Genomic DNA, 15,175 nt, shown 5'->3' on the forward strand with positions numbered 1-15,175 from the left:
GACCAACTGTAATAAAGTCCCTGCGAGATACCTTCTTGACGACACAGTTCAGCAATGCTGTCCTCACCACGTAGTCCTGCGAGTACGATGCGGATCTTGTCTTCAGTGGAATAGCGCAGGTCCTGCGCTCCGGCTGGTATAGCCCAGTGCATATGAAAAGCCGCCGTTCGCATGCAATGCGTACGCTCCTGAGCAGTCGCAAGGTATGCTTGCGTACCAGAAAGCTGGCAGTTGTCATGCACCGCATGTGGGTCAATGACACATCATTCTGTCGTGATGGCTTGGAGGTTGTTGCATGATATAGCCTGACCTAAGTATCACGGTAGGATCGTCCTCTCTGGACGAGGTTTGTAGATGAAGCCGAAAATGTCTGCTGCGCCATGAAAGCGCGTCCAATAGCGGGGCTCTCTACAACCATTCCGGCACATGCATGCAGCCGCTCACAATGAAGAGCGATCCAAACTGCGAAGAGAAGCGTGACCCGGAGATGGATATGATCCGAATGAAAAGGAAAAAGAGCTTGACCTCAACGCCCGATTAGAGAAGCGGTCATTCGCGTGTTTTCATCATGGGTTGAACTTATTCAACCAGTTGCAATTGGTCTCATACGATAGGATAATACCGCGCACCAGCTCACTCTCTCTGCTTCGCTCCTGGCGTTCTAGCAGACGTTCCTTGGGGTTTTGCCCGGATCGTCTTTTTCAATCTGATGTAGATCACTAATCTGGCGCAGGTCTTTTTGAGCTACAGGCGTGGTTGAGTTGCCTTGCGATTGCATAGAGTTTGCGTCTTGCGTGGCTCCAGAGCAATACGCGAACATCACCGGGTTCTTTTGTCGTTTCAGCAGCCTACATCTTCACATGCGGAGCACCAATCCACGGGCTGCATGATAGGGTGTCAAATCAAGTGTCATTTCGGTTTCCTTAGAAATCGATCAGGATGCGGGCTATGTTCCCGTTACCATTTGTTGGCGATCCGCCAACATTAAGATAAGCTGAGACAACAGGCTGGTTGCAAATATCCCGAAGAACAGGGGGGCTACCGTCATATTGAAAGTGCCAGCAATGACTGACCCAATCGCCATGGCAATGCATCCGGACAGAAAACTGATGGCCGAGTTGGCCAACCCGGCAATATGTCCAAGCGGTTGCAGGGCGATTGCGTTCATATTGCCCATCGTAAGTCCGAAGCAAAAGAAAACGATCGAGATTAAGACAAGAAATCCGTATAAAGATAATGAGGCAATGTGGTTGATGACATATGCCAAACCGCTAACCAGGATCACGCCAAACAGGGCGGCCCGACAGATCAATTCCGGGCTATAGCTTTCAACCAGACGGGCGTTGGCTAAACTGGCAATACCGATAAAGCCTGCACCTACCCCAAAGTAGAGCGCGAACAGATCACCTGATTCAAAGATATCGCGGTAGATCTGCTCGGCCGACATGACATAGGCCATAAAAGTCCCCATCATCAGCCCGCTGGCGATTGTATAGGCACGTGTTTTCCGGTTCAACAGGGTCGCGACAAGTCCGTCGCGGACCGAGACAAGACTGCCCGCGCTGCGCCGCTCAACTGGAAGAGTTTCCGGCTGGCGCGTCCAAACCCAAAACCCCGAGGCGCATGTCAGCACCAGCATGAACCAGAAGATCGACTGCCATCCCGCCAGCATCAGAATCCCCTGTCCAAGCATTGGAGCGATGCAAGGTACAATGATGAACACCGCCATCGTCAGGGACATGATGCGAGCCATGGCGGCTCCATCATATCGGTCACGAATAACGGACATAGGCACTATCCTGAGCGCAGCAGCTCCCACGCCTTGAAAGAACCGGCCTACAAACATCACTACGAGGCTGTCCGCCAGAATGCAAACCAGGCTGCTCAATACGAAAACCGCCATGCCGAGGAATAGGATTGGCCTGCGTCCAAAGCGATCGGACAACGGCCCATAGGCGAGTTGTCCGATGGTCAGTCCCAAAAACAGAACGCCGACGATCTGCTGCAATGCATTTCCATCGGCCATTCCAAAGCTCTCGCCGATGTCAGGCAGTGCGGGCAGTACAGCGTCAATCGACAATGCTCCTAGCGATGTAGTCAGCGCGACGAGCGCAACAAATTCAACTTCACTCTGTTTGTTCGTTGCGGACATATCCGAGCATCCTCATTGCATGACCTCCAATCGGGTCGATGTTGCGAGGAGTATCTTTTTCGTTCATAATATAAACAAGACGCATCTTATTGAGGTCATATATGAAAAAAACTGATCTAATGAAGGTCGATGTCAAGCTGCTGACGATTTTCTGCGCAGTTGCGAAAGAAGGGTCTATCTCGCGTGCGGCTGCACGGATGGACGTCAGTCAACCCCTGATCAGTCATGCTTTGGATCGGCTGCGTTTAGTGTTTGGAGATCCTCTGTTCGTGCGAGCTGGACGTGGCATTGCCCCAACCGAGCGCGCCCTCGCCCTAGCACCCGAGGTTTCGGAAATACTAGATCGACTTGAGACACTCGTTTCGCCAGAACCTCTGGAACTGGAGCAAATGACGACCCGATTTTGCCTGGAAGCGCAAGACTATGAGCGTCAGTTGATTTCTCCCAGACTGCTGGACAGATTTTTAATCGAAGCGCCGCAAGCCAAACTTCGCTTGATCCCGTCTGGCCGGAATTACGTGGATCGGCTGCGTATGCGAGAGAGCGATGTTGTCGTCACACCTCTCCCGCCGTCAGATCAGCTTGATATCTACAGCACTACGCTGTTTGAGGATTGCTCAAAGTGCTTCTTTGATCCCAAGGTCGTTTCGGAAGATGAAGTGCGTGAGAATTTCGGTACACTGCCTCACGCGACAGTCCGTTTCTCTCTGTCTGGAACGCCCTTCGAAGAACGCATCTTTGAACAACATGGTATAGAGCGTCAGTTGAGGGTCGAAGTTCCTAGTTTCGAAGCCCTTCCCCCATTGATGCGTGGGTCACAGCTCATAGCGATCTTACCGTCGCGCATGGCGCATGGGCTGTTCAGGGAATTCGCGCACATTGAGCCGCCTTGCCCGTTTCCAACTGTTCAATTCAAAATGATCTGGCACAAGGCCACGCACCATTCCCCAGCGCAAAGATGGTTTCGTGGTGCAGTTCGGCAGGCGGTAGAGCAGATTGTGTAAACGGTAGGTTCCAATCTCCTACCGATCTGGTCATTTTTAACTATTGCTTGGAAAAACGCCGAACTCGACGAGAATTATCGCCATATATCAATTTTCGACATATATCACCTCAATGAAATGCGCCTTGTTGATGTAATTGCTGATGAGTACTTTCCGGGTAGCCAGCGAAAGTAGCTGGAAATCTGAGAAAGCGTTTCAAATGGATATGAAAACCTACCAGAATGACAGTGTTGCAGTCTCCAGACTTGGCTTGGGATGCATGCGCATGTCGATGATGCCGAACCAGCAGCGTTCCGAAAGCATTGCCACCATTCACGCCGCGCTGGAGGCAGGCATCAACCTCCTGAACACAGGGGATTTTTACGGCCAGGATGGTCATAATGAATTTCTTATCGGTGAGGCACTGAAAAGCGTTGACCGGGACAAGGTATTCATTTCCCTGAAGTATGGAACTTTTCAGAATGCTTTTACGGGCAGCAACAAGGTCGATGTTGGCCCAAAGAATGTGAAAACTTACATCACCTCCTCTCTGAAACGCTTGGGTCTGGATTATGTGGACCTGTATCAACCCGCTCGTGTGGATATCGGTATCCCTGTTGAAGATACCATCGGTGCGATCGCTGACCTGGTCGAAGCCGGATATGTGCGCAATATCGGCCTGTCGGAAACCGATGCAGAGACCATTCGCAAAGCGCATGCCACCCACCCGCTGAGCTTGGTGGAGTTCGCTTACTCCGTAACCGATACCTCCGTCGAAAAAAGCATCCTGCCCACGGCACGTGAATTGGGTATCGGTATTGTGGCCTTTGGCGCCATGGGTTTTGGTAAATTACCCGATGCAGAAGGCGATCCTTTGATGGTTACGCTACGCCATATGGCCGCCGACAAAGGCATTTCGATTGCCCAACTGTTGCACGGCTGGCTGTTGGCCAAGGGCGAAGACATTATCCCACTGGCTGGCTCTCGCACCACAGCCCAACTAGAGGATACGCTGCAAAGCTGGGATCTAAGTCTAAGCGACGAAGATCTAAACAGAATTGAAGCCGCTCGAAGTGCAAGTGAGCTGGTTGGCCGTTCAATGCCAAACATGGTCATCAAGAATGGTGTTCTTCTGGAGCAAGACTAGCCGGACACCGCGCGTTCCTACGAAACTCTCAGAATTATGTCTGCCAATTGGAGGAATTGATCCATGCGTCTAATCGTCAACGGCTCTGAATTTGATGTACCAGACTCATGGCAAGATGAAACGCTGCTTATGGTGCTGCGTGAACAGTTGGGTTTTGTTGGTCCAAAACTTGGCTGCGGCCAAGGGGAGTGTGGTGCATGCACAGTTCACATCAACGGTGAGGCTGCCCGCAGCTGTTCCATTTATGCGATTGATGTCCAGTCTGACAGCATTGCCACAATTGAAGGTCTTGCCAGCGCCGATGGTGTTTTACATCCTGTTCAACAGGCTTGGTTGGACGAGCGCGTCGCCCAATGTGGTTACTGTCAGGCAGGGCAGATCATGCAAGCCGCGGCATTGCTGAATGAAGAACCGGACCCTGACGACCAAACAATCATAGATCGTATGAGCAACAATCTTTGTCGTTGCGGAACTTATAAAAGGATCAACCTCGCAATCAAGAACGCTTCCCAAGTGATGCAAACAAGAAAGGGAGGCTAGAAATGAAACCAACTACACAAAAAAAGCGGCGCTTCACACGACGTGGTTTCTTGAAAGCTGCTGGTTGGACAGCAGCGGGTCTAACCGTCACCTATTTCGTGGGCAGAGAGTTCGCGCCAGTAATGGCGTCGATGCGCGCACCAGACTTTGAGGAGGGCACAGCGTGGATCAAAGTTGACCTGGATGGCACTGTAAGAATGCTAAGCCCCGTGCACGAAATGGGACAAGGGTCATCCCTCGGCCTAGCCCAGATCGTAGCTGAAGAGCTAAATGTTGATGTTGAGGATATCCAAGTCTCGCTTCCCTCAACAAACGACGTAACGAGACTTCAGGTCACCGTAGGAAGCTCGGGAACCAGTAACAACGCCCGTCCTCTGGCTGAAGCTGCTGCTGGTCTTCGTGAAGAGCTGAGACAACGTGCGGCCAAGCAAGTTGGCCTTGATGCCCATGCTCTTGGCGATGCTAAAGGCGGTTTTACTACCCCGGAAGATCAAATCGTGACCTTCGCTGATATTGTCACAGGAACAAACGAAGTGATCGATCTTGGGGACCTCCCGGATGCGACCTCTTACACGTTTGATCCAGGCAGGGAGAAGGTGCAGGTTGGCAAAACTGCTTTGCAGGTTCAAGGGCGCGATATTGTAACCGGCAAAGAGGTGTATGCACTCGACGTTCGTTTGCCGAACATGACATATGGGCGCGGCGTTCCAGCCCCCATGGCAGGTGCCCAGATCGTTGATGTTGATGATGGTGGCGTCAGCAGTATGCCCGGTGTCATCAAGGTCGTGGTCGATAAAGAGCGTAATTTTGCCGGCATTGTCGCGGAAACGCCAAGCGTTCTTGACGCTGCACTCGAGCAGATGACTGTACAGTGGGACAGCCCATCAAGTTATACTCAAGAAGATATCGACGCGATGATTGATGTTGATATCGCTCTTTCGGCTGGGGAACTTGAGAGCATCCTCGAAAACGATGATATCGCTCAGGATCAGGTTTGGACAGTTGACCGACGTCAGGATTTGCCAATTGTCGAACATGCGACGATTGAACGGCGTTCTGCGGTTATTCAATTTAGTGAGCGGGACGGGCGAGAAGTGGTCGAGATCTGGGCGGGCACACAGGACATGTTCGTCAATCAAAAGAAGGCAGCAGCGGAACTTGGGTGGTCAACAGACCGCGTAACGGTTCACCTCATGCGTGTGGGGGGCGGCTTTGGTGGGCGCGCAACATATGATGTTGTCCGCGATGCCGTGCTCCTTGGACGAGAGGTTGATCGACCGGTCAAGGTGGTGTGGTCGCTGCGTGACGAGTTCCTCGCAGACCGTACGCGTCCGCCATCGTCTCATCGGGTTCGGATCAAAGCAGACGACGATGGGAAAATCATCGAATGGTGGCACGCTTTCGTCAGCGGACACGTCATGTTCAACGATTTTTTGTTACCTGAAGGGGGCTTGTCGCTCGTTCGGAAACTGTTTCACGACATAGGCGCCACTATAGGTTCAAATCCATTCTATACCGTTGATCGCCGCCGCATCGAATTCACTGACGTCAAACTTCCTTTCCATGTTGGCCAGTGGCGCTCACTTGGCGCGACGCCCAATTCGCTTGCAGTCGAGGCGGCGATTGAGGAACTCGCGCGAACACTCAAACTGGATCCAATTTTGCTACGGATACAAAATCTTGGCCCGGAACAAGACCGTCTCAAGACGTGTTTGACAAAGCTGAAAACCATGTGCGCCGCTCGCCCGCTTCCTGAAGACGCAGAGGTTGGTCGCGGTTACGCCGCTGCAATCTTTGCCGAGGAAACCCATGTTGCAATGGCTTTTGACGTATCTTATGAGAAAGAGAGCGAACAAGTCCGCATCGATCGTTGTTACTGTGTGCTTGATCCCGGATTTGTTTTTAGCCCTGATCAAGTCAAGGCGCAGATCGAAGGGTGTACCATGATGGCCATCGGGCAAGTCTTGGTCGAAGGGGCGCCTATCGATGATGGTTCGATTTCTGCTTATGGTTTCTTCGACTATCCGATTGCGACGATTGACCACGCGCCAGAATTTGAAATTGAACTCATCAGTGACCCTTCTGTGGCGCCATCTGGTGTAGGTGAAGCCGCGTTGATTGCTGCACTTCCCGCTCTCGTAAATGCCATCCGCGCAGCAACAGGATATCGCGCGAGTAAACTGCCAATAGATGAGGATGATCTTGTTGCCACAATAAACACGAAGGGTTGATCAGAGTGAATAATAGAGTGAAGCTAGGCCCAGGACCCGTTGATTTATAATATCTTGCCTGACTTACTTCGTGAGCGTTCGGTGAAGTCGACCTGACGCGATAGGATTTGATCTTCTATTCTTCCTCCAGTTTTGTCAGCAGGCGCTGGAAGGAAGTTTGCCCGTCACTCAGGTTGCCAGGCGCCATGGCACAAGAAAAACACGGCTATATTATTGGCTGAATGATCACCGTTACAATCCCATGCTTGAAGGGAGATCAATGCATACAACAGAAACAGGGTTTGTTTCTAGCAGTGTCGACGAGGAGAGCCTTTCGTGTTCATGCTGCGAGGAAGTTGTTCAGGCACCGCTGCCCTCCGGGCCAATCGAGCGCGGGTGCCCGGGATCAGGGCTGCTGGCTCAAATTGCTGATCATAAAATCAATCGCATCAACGATCTCATGCCATGGTGTTACGCTGCTAAATCAGCGTAACTGAAGCCTTAATTGATAAAAAGGCTGGGGTCATCGGACGCACACAGTCATGACAGCTTCCGTGATGTTGATAAGCACCACTTGCTTACCGTTGCTTGAGCGTTGTCGTGTAACAAGGTCGCGCTTTCTAAACGACCAATGACCTTGATCGCGCCTCCTTCGGTGAGCAGCAAGGCGTGTGAAACTTCACTCATCGTCACAGGTGCTCCAGACTGGCAAACACGCCCAAGCATTTCTTTTCTGAAAGTGTCAGTTTACATTCTTCCATAACAGCAGCCTGCAACATTTGCCGAAGGCGTTCTGCTTTAAGCGGTAACAGATAGGCCATCCTTATGTTTAGACGCTCTTTCTCGGGTGGTAGATCTAGTTTTGCCTTCGCAATCCCTATCTTTGAATAGATTACTTGACAAGAAAAGTATTCCAGACAAGTATATCCAAACTTATGCGGTAATAAGTTAGACAACCTGTAGCAGCCGTATGACCATGTAAAAAAGGATACGCGGATGTCCGTACCTCTGCTGCTCACCCTTTCGTTGTTCTGTGAAGTTTTGCAGGTGCATCCAATGGCAGCAACGTTGCAGGATCAAATGGAATATTTTCTAGAGAACTTGCCATCATGAATCGCGCACGCTCACAGCGCTAAATAGGCCGGACCAGATGTCGCCTATGTTTGGATCTTTTGAACGGGGAACTTATGGATGCGGCCCATTGAATTTACAGCAGTAATTTTCGTATTGGTAGGTGTTTTCATGACAGCTTGTGCGGCTACTCAAAAAGATCACAAGCAAGGGTCTTTGAATTTCAAAGATGGAGCATTTAGGAATAACAGTCTGGTCGAAACTCACTCCTTCTGGGAAGTAGCCTGGGCAGGGCTGACCTCTGACACGGAAAGAGCTAAATGGCCGAAATGGGTGGAAACGATCACAGATCCGTCCCCGCAGGACAGAGTCAATAGCAAGGACGCACGCGTCACCTTCATCAACCATTCAACTTTTCTTATCCAGATAAATGGGTTCAATATTCTCACTGACCCAGTGTTTTCAGAACGAACCAGCCCGATTTCCTTTGCTGGCCCAAAGAGGGTTCATAAACCGGGCATAGCTCTGGAGGATCTACCAGAAATCGACGTAATTATCGTAAGTCATGATCACTATGATCATCTGGACTTGAAATCCATAAATCAGTTGATTAAGCGCGACAACCCCAAAATATATACCGGACTTGGGGTGGGAAGTCGCTTGGCATCCTCTGACAACATCAATGAACTAGATTGGCTGGATAGCGCGCAAGTGTCAGATGATTTTAAGCTTTGGTTTCTTGAAGTGCAGCATTTCTCAGGTCGTACATTGACTGATAGAAACTCCACTCTCTGGGGCGGGTTTCTTATGCAGATTGGTGGCAAGAATATCTACTTTGGCGGTGATAGTGGTTACGCCAATCACTACAAGAGAACATATGAACAATTTGGACCTGTTGACTTGGCCTTTCTGCCAATAGGTGCCTATGCACCTCGGCATTTATTCAAGCCAGTGCATCTTGATCCATTTGAGGCTGTTAAAGCACATATGGATTTAAGAGCAAAACAGTCAATCGGCATGCATTATGGAACCTTCCAACTGAGTGCAGAAGCGCGCGTTGAGCCGGTTGAACTTCTGGAACAAGCCAAGCGTGAGGCTCAACTGTCCCCTTCTAGCTTTATCACGCTCAATGTAGGCCAGCCGCTGGACATGATCGGTGTTGGCTCCTCTGATTAGTACCAGTCATCCTCGCTGACAAAGCACGTAGAAATATAGAGAAACATGATCAACTACGTTAGGTCGCCTTCACCGAGCACCTACGCTTTACCGTTGATGGGAGCGATTTTACAACCTCTATCAATCGCATCATAGCTATCAAGGAAGACCGCCTTATGGGGCCCTCCGATTAGTGCTTAAATTGTTAGATAGGCTGTTATGGAATCTCATCGAAATCGTAGGAGCCAGCTTTTGGCGTTTCAGACAGGAGAAACACAATGATAAGATTCCAGCTCAACGGAAATTCAGTTACTACTGGCGTGAATGAGGATGCCCCTCTTCTTTACGTTTTACGAAATGATTTTTCTCTGAACGGCCCTAAATTTGGCTGTGGTGCCAGCGCATGTGGTGCATGTACTGTGCTTGTTAATGGTCAGGCCGTTCGGTCCTGTATCACACCGGTCTCGCTTGTCGCCGACTCCGAGGTGGTGTCGCTCGAAGATCAGACACCCGACAGCGTTCTTTCAGTGCTTCAACAAGCGTTCCTGGTTGAGCAGGCTGCACAATGTGGCTACTGCAGTAATGGGATGATCCTGACGGCTACTGAACTGCTATCGAGCAATCCTGCCGCAAGTGATGCAGAAATCCGTGAGAGCATGGATGGTATTTTGTGTCGCTGCGGCGCACAGGCGCGTGTGCTAAAAGCAATCAAGCGTGCTCAAGTGCAGATTTGAGGAGAGCTAATCATGATTAAGCCTGACACAGCATCACTTTCTCGACGTTCCATTCTACACGGCATTGGGGGGCTCACCGCCTATTTCGCATTGCCGGTTTCCATCCGTACTGCTCAGGGAGAAATGCGACGCCCAAATGAATCGACAGTTGATGCCTGGATTCGTATAGATCCCAAAGGCAGCGTTTACGTGTCCTCTGGCAAGGCTGAACTTGGCCAGGGAATTCAGACTGCATTTGGGCAAATCGTTGCAGAGGAACTGGATGTCGACCTTGCGCGCATAAAGGTGATCAATCCAGACACTGACCGGTCACCAGATGAATCGTATACGGCAGGCAGCGCATCGATACAGTCGAGTGGTATGACATTACGCCACGCAAGTGCCGAAATACGCCGTCATCTTGTCAAGATGGCAGCGGGCAGGCTCCACGCCGATTTGGTGGACATCTGTGTCGAAGATGGAGAGGTGATCGCTCCGGACGGCGGTCACATAACCTATTGGGCTTTGGTCGGTGGTTTGGAAATAAATATCCCGATCTCTGGCAATGCTCAACCAAAGCGTCCAGCAGACCATAAGTTTGTGGGTACGCCCCAGCAACGGGCTGATCTACCGGCCAAACTATACGGTGAAGCCTCTTACATCGTCGATATTCGCCTAGAGGGCATGGTTCATGGCCGCATCGTACGCCCCCCAGCACCGAAGTTCACACTCGTGGATGTATCCATCGACACCGTCAGTGCAATGGACGGTGTGATCTCAGTTGTACGGGATGGTAGTTTTCTCGGCGTGATTGCGGAACGTGAAGAACAAGCTGTGGCTGCAGCTGAAGTATTGGCCGAAGGTGCAAGCTGGGACATCCCGCCCATTGAACCACCGCTGGAGGAGTTGCCTGAACGGATTAAAACGCTGCCGTCATTCGACAGTGTTTTTCTGGAGGTTGGCGATGTTAACTCTGCCGGTGGCGAGCGTTTCGAAGCATCTTACTATCGTCCTTTTCATGCCCATGGTTCGATCGGACCATCTTGTGCGATTGCTCAGCTTGATGGCGATATCCTAACGGTGTGGTCGCATACGCAAGGTGTCTACCCAGCCCGGCGTGACATGGCAAACGTACTAGGGATGGCTGAGAGTAACCTGCGTTTCATTCATGCCCATGGAGCCGGATGTTATGGCCATAATGGTGCAGATGATGTAGCGATGGATGCAGCGCTCTTAGCCCGCGCAACCGATTTACCAGTACGTGTGATGTGGTCGCGTCAAGATGAGCTGGCTCATTCACCATTTGGCACGGCAATGCGTATTGAAATTGCTGCCGAACTTGATTCCAACAACAGGTTGCGCTCCTATGAGCACACGCTCTGGTCAGGTGCTCATATTGCGCGTCCAGGTTTGCAATCCCAAATGAGCAGCGGTAATCGTAGTGGCCTCATGCCCGCTTGGTCTACTAACAGCGATCTGCAACCCTATGCATTTAAAAGCGCAGCGTCTATGTTCGGGGCGGATCGTAACAGTGATCCGATCTATGATATCGCGAATAAGAGGCTGACAAAGCACCTTCTGCCCGAGATGCCTTTACGTGTCTCAGCGATGCGCAGTCTGGGAGCTTATTCCAATCACTACGCTATGGAAAGCTTTATGGACGAAGTTGCCTTTAATGCTGATGTGGACCCGATTGAGTTCCGGTTGCAGCACCTCAGCAATCCGCGCTATCGGGCGATTGTCGAAAAAGTTGCAGAAGAAGCCAATTGGTCTGGTCGTTCGAACAAAAAGGGCACTGGACGTGGTTTCGCATTTGGACGCTATAGGAATACATCGGGCATTTTCGCAATTGTCGTCGACGTACACGTAGATTTAGAGAATGGCGAGGTAGCCATATCGAAGGTCGTTGGAGCCATAGATGTCGGTCAGGTAATCAATCCGGACGGCGTGCTTAATCAGATCGAAGGCGGAATCATCCAATCCCTGAGCTGGACCTTGATGGAAGAGGTGACTTACGATCACACCGGCGTCACCAGCACCGAATGGTGGGATTACCCAATCATGAGTGTCGCGCAGTCCCCGGTCATTGAGCTTCATTTGATTGACCGCCCAGACTTGCCCTCTGTTGGAGCAGGTGAGGCTTCACAGGGGCCGACTGCCGCAGCACTTGCCAATGCCGTCTTTGACGCAACTGGCGCTCGCGTTCGTGATTTGCCACTGCGGGCTGACAAGATCCTGAAGCAAATGACTTAACTGAGTTCTTTTGACGGAGTTAAGCCAATAGGTTTTAGAGATTGTCGAACTGTGGCTCGAAGTAAAATGCAACGCGCATTTAATTTTGGATATTTTCACATACCCAGACCAACCTATGCCTTCATTAGTTGAATAGCGGAGAGCTTTGGCCAGAACACGTCCAAACTGTAATCCGTACTGATGAGGAAAACTCGACAGATCGCAACGTTTATTGGTGAAACTTGAAGGGCACGTGTGATGCACATCCATTTGAGCATTGCATAACAGATGCCCGAAATAATGTTTCGACTATAGGAGACACCTGATGAGAACACTTGCAGTGATGCCTTGGACACTAGCCTTTATTTTACTTTTGCCAATAACGGTGCACGCTCAGGATTGGCGTGATGAGGCAGGTTATCTTTATTTAGCTGATCGTCTTGATCGACCGCAGGACGGTTATTGTATTGACGTGGCCGGGTCGGGCAACTGGGTAGACTTTACCATGCCGTTAAACGCGCATAATTGCAAACGGCCGGGCTTCTATGCAGACGAGGCCGTTACCTTTTCCTCTCCTGGTGCCATTCGTTTTCCCGCTTATCGGGGGTGCGTGACAGCGGTTGGTTTGAATGGGAGAACATTGCCTGGTGCCCCGCTGATGATCAAACATTGTGCTGATGAAGTTGATATCGCGCAATATCCTTTTGTGCGGGCATCTTTACAAGATTTCACACATCGTACAGATGGGCGTATTGAATTAACTGGCACGGGGCTTTGCTTCGAGGTTGGCGCAGATTCTGACAGCACCTTTTCAGAAGATCATCGCTGGCGTACCCTAAATCTGAATACCTGCGAAGATATTCCCGAAAGTCGATCAGTCTGGTTAGAATTTGAGCGAGAAACAGAATAATATCTATGTCGCAGCCAATACTTCGAAGGGTACTGTCGCAAACATCGCTGGAATGCCCTTTTGGCTCAGTTGGCCCTTCCTGATCTTGTAGTCAGCAATTTGGCGCTATCAACTTAATCCGAAGTTTGCCGCAATAGTTTTCTCCAGACGCATTTTAAGCTTCAAGCTCAGCAGCTTGTTTCCATTGTGAAAAAGCGTTGATACGGTAGAGGTGAGTGTCGATTGCAGATCGTTGGTGGTGAGGTGGAACGAAGAGATTGCGCAGGCCGGAGAATGTTTCCAGAAATCTTTGAAGCTGGCCTGGCGACTTGAACTTTTGCATGGCTCGTTTTCGCGAGGGCAAACGCAAGTTCTCGGAGCGGTTGTTTAAGTCCTTATGGCTGAGGTGCTCAACAGCTGGCATCACTTTGTGTTTTGCCGCACCATAAGAGCCGAGTTTGTTGGTAACAATTCGTTTTGGAGCAAATCCCTACCTTGGTAACAGACATGTCATTAAACGTTTAGCAGCCTTGGTATTACGTCGTTTTTGAAGGATCTCATCCAGTATGTAACCATCTAGAGCAAGGGCCCGCCACAGATAGCATCACTGGCCCTTGAACTTGATCACAACATCATTAAGATATCTGAGCTTTGTGCTCTTTTGCGTCGCAACCGATGACTGTAAGCTGGGCCAAACTTGATGCCCCACTGGCAGATGGTTTCATATGATAAGGTTATGTCGTGCTCCGACAACATTTCTGCGACTGAGCAGCCCCATTGGAGTGATCCGAGTTGAAAGTGAGTGCATTGTTGGCCTTTGATCCATCTGAATGGTGGCTTCCGGGACTGGCGGGTGATAGCTCAGAGCACTGTGGGGTCGTTTGGTGTTGTAGTGTTTTCTCCAGCATTCGATGATGATTTGAGATTCAAGGAGGGAATAGAAGATTTCACCGTTCAGTAGCTCGTCGCGCATACGCCCGTTGAAGCTCTCGCATTACCCGTTTTCCCAAAGTGTGCGTCCGGTGACCCCGGCCTTTTTATTGATTAGGACTTCAGTTATGCTTATTTAGCAGCGTAACACCATGGTATGAGATCGTTAATGCAATTGATTTTATGATCAGCAATATAGGCCAGCACCCATGTGAGCCAGGCTTGCAGGTCGACATCATTGAGTTTCAATGAGGTTGAGGCGATGGCAGCAGCTTTTCCTCCGCCCTCTAATCCCATGAAGAGATAAATTTTCCTTCTCAGAGCCAAAGGCTTCAATGCGCGCTCAGCAGAATTATTGTCCAGTTCCAGCTGGCCATTATCAAGCTAGGGCCATGAGCAAAGTAGCCTTTTGTGATCCGTTGGGCACGACAGGCACTATACTCATGTGACCGCAAAGATCCATCAACGCCTCCTAACCAAGACATTAAAAACAATTATTTTGACAGCAGCAACCCTTGAGGGAAACATCCGAATGTCCAGTGTTCGCCCTCATCTCTGGCAACAGGCTCTCGCTTACCTCAGTTCTCGCGGTGCTGCGAACGGTAGCAAAGTTCGCATCTTACTAGTTCAAAATCACCAAAGCGGGTGAATGCGATTCAATGTTCCCTTGTTGTTCTTCGTAACGCCCAAAATACACGCTGGGTCCAGTTGGGACTATCTGGTCGATGAAGCTCAAGAAGTTGGCAGCACCTATAATGCAGTTTGTACGCCAGATTTCTTCGGTTTCAACGACAAGGGTGAGCTGCAATACTGTGGCAGCTTGGATGATGCTGGCTTCACCGACCCAACCAACCGCACACCAGAACTTCTCAATGCCATGCGTCAGGTTGCCAAAACCGGCTGCGGACTTAAGCATCAGATCCCGAGCATGGGTTGTTCAATAAAGTGGAAGTAGATCTGTTTGCGCGAAGGCTAGTCAAATTGAAGGCAATGATAAAGCAGGACGCAGTAGCCGCTAGCAGAGGACCATATGTATGGACCGCCTGCATTTCGCAAGAGAGTTTTTACTTGGAACCTTGAAGTCGCTACTATGTATCCGACCTGTTTATCGGCACGCGGGCCGTGGCCTTGATGGTAATACGCACGTACCTAC

General features: G+C 50.4%; 10 protein-coding genes and 3 pseudogenes. 9 read left to right on the forward strand and 4 right to left on the reverse strand.

All coding sequences use genetic code 11. From position 1 onward, the window contains the following. Nucleotides 1–113, reverse strand: a pseudogene (locus tag PsAD46_RS27880) (transposase); the annotation flags it as partial. Nucleotides 114–946: 833 nt separating this feature from the next. Further along, nucleotides 947–2,152 carry a multidrug effflux MFS transporter gene (locus PsAD46_RS06550; protein ID WP_063306428.1) on the reverse strand — a complete coding sequence of 402 codons (1,206 nt, stop codon included), beginning with the start codon at nt 2,150–2,152 and terminating at the stop codon, nt 947–949. A gap of 101 nt (nt 2,153–2,253) precedes the next feature. On the opposite strand from PsAD46_RS06550, the gene PsAD46_RS06555 reads away from it, so the two are divergent. The 8 genes from PsAD46_RS06555 to PsAD46_RS06595 all read left to right on the forward strand — a co-directional run bounded on the left by PsAD46_RS06555 (nt 2,254) and on the right by PsAD46_RS06595 (nt 13,113). Beyond that, nucleotides 2,254–3,156: a LysR family transcriptional regulator gene (locus PsAD46_RS06555; protein WP_063306429.1), complete on the forward strand. Its 903-nt coding sequence runs from the start codon at nt 2,254–2,256 to the stop codon at nt 3,154–3,156. Nucleotides 3,157–3,355: 199 nt separating this feature from the next. Further along, the gene (locus tag PsAD46_RS06560) at nt 3,356–4,282 is read left to right on the forward strand and encodes an aldo/keto reductase (protein ID WP_206599617.1); all 927 of its coding nucleotides are present in this window, start codon (nt 3,356–3,358) and stop codon (nt 4,280–4,282) included. Nucleotides 4,283–4,345: 63 nt separating this feature from the next. Further along, nucleotides 4,346–4,822, forward strand: coding sequence for a (2Fe-2S)-binding protein (locus PsAD46_RS06565; protein WP_063292184.1), 477 nt, complete (start codon nt 4,346–4,348; stop codon nt 4,820–4,822). A 2-nt stretch (nt 4,823–4,824) separates the two neighbouring features. Next, entirely contained in the window at nt 4,825–7,053 is a 2,229-nt protein-coding gene (locus tag PsAD46_RS06570; RefSeq protein WP_063292185.1) for a molybdopterin cofactor-binding domain-containing protein, read from the forward strand. A gap of 1,170 nt (nt 7,054–8,223) precedes the next feature. Continuing rightward, the gene (locus tag PsAD46_RS06580; protein ID WP_063287392.1) at nt 8,224–9,279 is read left to right on the forward strand and encodes an MBL fold metallo-hydrolase; all 1,056 of its coding nucleotides are present in this window, start codon (nt 8,224–8,226) and stop codon (nt 9,277–9,279) included. A 257-nt stretch (nt 9,280–9,536) separates the two neighbouring features. Beyond that, nucleotides 9,537–9,992 carry a (2Fe-2S)-binding protein gene (locus PsAD46_RS06585; protein WP_063292187.1) on the forward strand — a complete coding sequence of 152 codons (456 nt, stop codon included), beginning with the start codon at nt 9,537–9,539 and terminating at the stop codon, nt 9,990–9,992. Nucleotides 9,993–10,004: 12 nt separating this feature from the next. Next, the gene (locus PsAD46_RS06590; RefSeq protein WP_063306431.1) at nt 10,005–12,224 is read left to right on the forward strand and encodes a molybdopterin cofactor-binding domain-containing protein; all 2,220 of its coding nucleotides are present in this window, start codon (nt 10,005–10,007) and stop codon (nt 12,222–12,224) included. Nucleotides 12,225–12,528: 304 nt separating this feature from the next. Continuing rightward, the gene (locus tag PsAD46_RS06595) at nt 12,529–13,113 is read left to right on the forward strand and encodes an RICIN domain-containing protein (protein WP_153039700.1); all 585 of its coding nucleotides are present in this window, start codon (nt 12,529–12,531) and stop codon (nt 13,111–13,113) included. Between the two features lie 154 nt (nt 13,114–13,267). Here the strand turns inward: PsAD46_RS06595 and PsAD46_RS28800 are convergent. Both PsAD46_RS28800 and PsAD46_RS28535 read right to left on the reverse strand, forming a co-directional pair. Further along, nucleotides 13,268–13,690: pseudogene (locus PsAD46_RS28800) on the reverse strand (DDE-type integrase/transposase/recombinase). Between the two features lie 123 nt (nt 13,691–13,813). Then, nucleotides 13,814–14,107, reverse strand: a pseudogene (locus tag PsAD46_RS28535) (transposase); the annotation flags it as partial. A 564-nt stretch (nt 14,108–14,671) separates the two neighbouring features. Between PsAD46_RS28535 and PsAD46_RS27615 the strand changes: the two are divergent. Then, a complete protein-coding gene (locus tag PsAD46_RS27615) occupies nt 14,672–14,977 on the forward strand; it encodes a hypothetical protein (protein ID WP_208981706.1) in 306 nt (101 codons plus the stop codon). Nucleotides 14,978–15,175 lie beyond the last annotated feature (198 nt).

Source organism: Pseudovibrio sp. Ad46 (assembly GCF_001623065.1).
Lineage (GTDB): Bacteria > Pseudomonadota > Alphaproteobacteria > Rhizobiales > Stappiaceae > Pseudovibrio.